The sequence below is a fragment of the Rhodoferax sp. genome (assembly GCF_023701345.1).
In the GTDB taxonomy this organism is placed as follows: domain Bacteria; phylum Pseudomonadota; class Gammaproteobacteria; order Burkholderiales; family Burkholderiaceae_C; genus Rhodoferax.
In genome coordinates, this window is record NZ_JAMPXE010000196.1 from 1 (window position 1) to 3,923 (window position 3,923).

A 3,923-nucleotide genomic window follows, 5' to 3' on the forward strand; every position below is an offset into this window, starting at 1 on the left:
GCCGAGCCAGTGGGCCCAGTCCCTGATGAGCAGCGACTCAATGCAGAGTCTTTTGTCCCGCAGCCCCAGCCAGGCCAAGAACCTGCTGGAGCACAACGACCTTCGAAGCCTGCTGGAACAACTGCCGTAGCAGATGCGCCAGCCGCCGCCGGCAACGAGTTCCAGGCGCCATACACCCCGCGCAGCGCGCGCAAGGACGAGGGTGTTCTGATCCCGGCCAACATGGCCCAGCCCATCCAGGATGCACTGAGCAAACTCGAAGACGAGGTGGGCGACATTGACGAGTTCGCCCGCAGCGAGCTGGGCTACGCGACGGTGGCAGACCTACACCATGCCCTGATGGGCTTGCAGGTGGACTCCGTGGCCATGTCCATTCACCAGATCAAGAAGGGCAAGGCGGTTGTCATTGCAGACCAGACCGGCATAGGCAAGGGCCGACAGGCTGCGTCCATCATCCGCTGGGCCGCGCGCCAGGGCTTCACGCCGGTATTCGTCAGCGTCAAGCCCAGCCTGTTCACCGATATGTACGGCGACCTGGCCGACATTGGCACCCATGATGTGCAGCCGTTCATCATGAACGGCGATGCCTGGGTGGCCGGAGAGGACGGCACCAAGCTGTTTGCCAACAAGCCCGCCGGGCACAAGAACACGATCCAGCGCATCGCAGACACTGGCCAGCTGCCCGAGGGGCGCAATGCCGTGTTCATGACCTACTCGCAGATCAACGTGGACAACGTGCAGCGCAAGGCGCTGATGGCGCTGGCGTCCAACGCCGTGTTCGTGCTGGACGAGTCGCACAACGCGGCAGGCGCATCGGCCACGGGTGATTTTGTGATTGGCGCGCTCGACGCGGCCAAGGGCGTTACCTATCTGAGCGCCACCTATGCCAAGCGGCCCGACAACATGCCGCTGTACTTCAAGACCGACATTGGCGACGCCGCGGCAGACGCTGACGGGCTGGCAGTGGCGATGTCTTCTGGCGGCCTGCCGCTGCAGACGGTGGTCAGCAACAATCTGGTGAAAGCCGGGCAAATGTTCCGGCGCGAGCGCTCGTATGACGGGGTTTCCATCCTGTCCAAGTACGACACGCCCCACCGGGCTCTGCATGAGCGCATGAGCGATGAGGCCACCAAGGCCCTGCGCGCCATCGTGTCCGCTGACAGCCAGTTCCATGAGGGCTACGTGAAGATGCTCAAGGAGGAACTGGCCGCGCTGGGCTCGACCGTGCAGGATTCCGCCGGGAACCAGCTCGAAGCCGGCGTGCAGCACACCGAGTTTTCCAGCGTGGTGCACAACTTCGTCAAGCAGATGCTGCTGGGCCTGAAGGCGCAAGCCGCGGCCGACGATGCCATCGAGTCGCTGCGCCGCGGTGAGAAGCCCATCATTGCGGTGGAAAACACCATGGGCTCGTTCCTCACGGAGTACGCGGCGGCCCACAACATCGGCCAGGGCGACAGCCTGGGCAGCTTCGACTACCGGACGGTGCTGACACGGGCACTGGCCCGCAGCCGGGTGATTATCGAAGTGGGGCCGACCGGGGACAAGGTGAAGCGGCCGGTGCCGCTGTCCGAACTGGACGCTGGAACGCGGGCTGCCTACGACGAGGCGCAGAAGGTCATCGACGGCCTGACCCTGGACATTCCGGTGTCGCCCATCGACTGGATGCGGGCCGAAATCACGCGCGCCGGCTACCAAGTGGCGGAAATCACCGGGCGCAGCCTGTCGGTGGACTACAGCGACCCCAAGAAGCCGGTGCTGGCAGCCATCGACCTGCTGGAGCAAAAAGACAAGGTGAACACCACGCGCCAGTTCAACGCCGGCAAGCTCGATGCGTTGATACTGAACGTGGCCGGCTCCACGGGCATCAGCCTTCACGCCTCGGAGAAATTCGAGGACCAACGCCAGCGCCACATGATCGTGGCGCAGGCCGCGGGCGACATCAATATCTTCATGCAGATGCTGGGCCGGGTGCACCGCACCGGTCAGGTGCGCCTGCCCAAGTACACCATCCTGAGTGTGGACCTGCCGACCGAGAAGCGGCCCACGGCGGTGCTGTCCATCAAGATGAAGTCGCTGAACGCGAACACATCGAGCAACACCGAATCGGCCACGTCGGTGAAGTCGGCCGACATTCTCAACAAGTACGGCGACCAGATCGTTAACCAGTACCTGCAGGACAACGCGAAGCTGGCCCGCGAGTTGGGGCTTTGGGGAGAGGTGGGCCAAGAGGTTCAGGAAGACATTGCGCGCAAAGCCACCGGGCGCCTGGCACTGCAACCCATCGAGGTGCAACACGCCTTCTACGACGAGGTCGAATCGCAATACGCCGCGCTGATCGACTACCTGAACAAGACCAACCAGAACGACCTGGAGCCGCGCACCTTCGACTTCGACGCAAAGGAAACCCGCCAGGAAGTGCTGTTCGATGGCCCGAACAAGGACACTCCATTCGGAGAGGACGCCATCTACGGCGAATACTCCATCAAGGCGCAGGGCACGCCAATGACGCCTGCGGAGATTCAGGCCGCCATGGCGGAAAGCCTTGGCGATAAGACCCCGGCGAAGCACGTCGACGAACTGCTGGAGCAAATGGATGACCAGTACAAGCAGTTCGTCGGGAAGCTGGCAGAAGCATCGAGAGCCGCTGCTGCGCTGGCGGCCGGGGAGTACGACAGCACCAAGCATGACGCGATTGGCGACACCCTGAACCTCAACAAGATCATTGAGGCCGCAGGAGTCACCAGACAAATTGGTATCGAGTTCCTGCGAAGCCATGCGATTGGAAAGACCTTCCGCATTGACATCAACAGCGAGCCGTTCAACGCTGTTGTGACCAACATCCGGAGCACGCACAAGGCCACGGGCAACCCGTACAGCATGAGCAAGATCCAGGTGACGGTGGCCGTGAATGGCGCGTTGCGCAGTGTGTCGGTGCCGGCCACTCAGTTCCACAAGATCGAGGTTTCCAGCATTGCCCCGACTTTCCGCGTTGAAACGCTGTTCAAGGAGCAGCCGCCGAACCAGCGTGAAACCGCCAAGATCGTGACCGGCAACCTGCTGGCCGCTTACGGCGAGTTGCAGGGCGTGCGCGGCACCATCATCAGCTTCACCAAGCAGGACGGCACCAGCGAGCAGGGGATTTTGTTGCCCAAGCTGTTCGACTTCACCAAGAACACACGCGGCGACTACCGCCTACCCGATGGCGCCGCGGCGCTGGCATTCCTGCAAAAGAGCCAGGACAAGGACATTGGCCGCTTCGGCATCATGTCGCGCGACGGCCTGCTGCGCGTGCTGCCTTCCGGGCAGGGTGTGCGCGTGCAGGTGCCCAAGTCCAAACTCAAGGGAGCCAAGTATTTCCTGGACAAGGGGCTGATTGCCTCTGCCGGCGACTTTGTGTCGTCGGGCGGTTTCATGGTGGCCACGGTGTACGAGCCGGCTGGGGCCGTCAAGGTGCTGGATCTGCTGATGAAGAAGCAGGCCCTGTACGCGCTACCCAGCATGGCCGACGAGGCAAAGCGCATGGTGGGCGACAAAGGCGCGAATGACATCGACCGTTTTCGCAGCGCACCAGCTGCGAACGGCCCGGCGCCAATCTACAGCTCTGCCGATTCAACCCTGCCGGCCCGCCCACTTTCGCTGAATCGCGTCAACCAGCTTGTGCAGGAAGCCTTGTCGGGTATTCGGGGTGCGCCACCAGTCGAGGTCACGGCTCGCCCTGGCGACATTGGCCTGCGGGTGCCGGCCGGTAGCGTGGGGTACGGGGTCACCCTGCGCAGTGGTGACATCTATGTGTTCCAGTCGGCCATGGGGTCGGACATGGACGTTTTCAGAACCGTCTTTCATGAGCTTTTCCACCGTGGAGTGCGTGTGTTGGTGCCAAAGGCCCAGTATGTGCAGACCATGCTGGATCTGGCAAAGGGTGA

General features: G+C 62.6%; 1 protein-coding gene. It reads left to right on the plus strand.

Translation table 11 applies throughout. From position 1 onward, the window contains the following. Positions 1–222 precede the first annotated feature (222 nt). A partial coding sequence (locus NDI87_RS16835) for a strawberry notch C-terminal domain-containing protein (protein ID WP_296276735.1) occupies positions 223–3,923 on the plus strand: 3,701 nt, incomplete at its 3' end.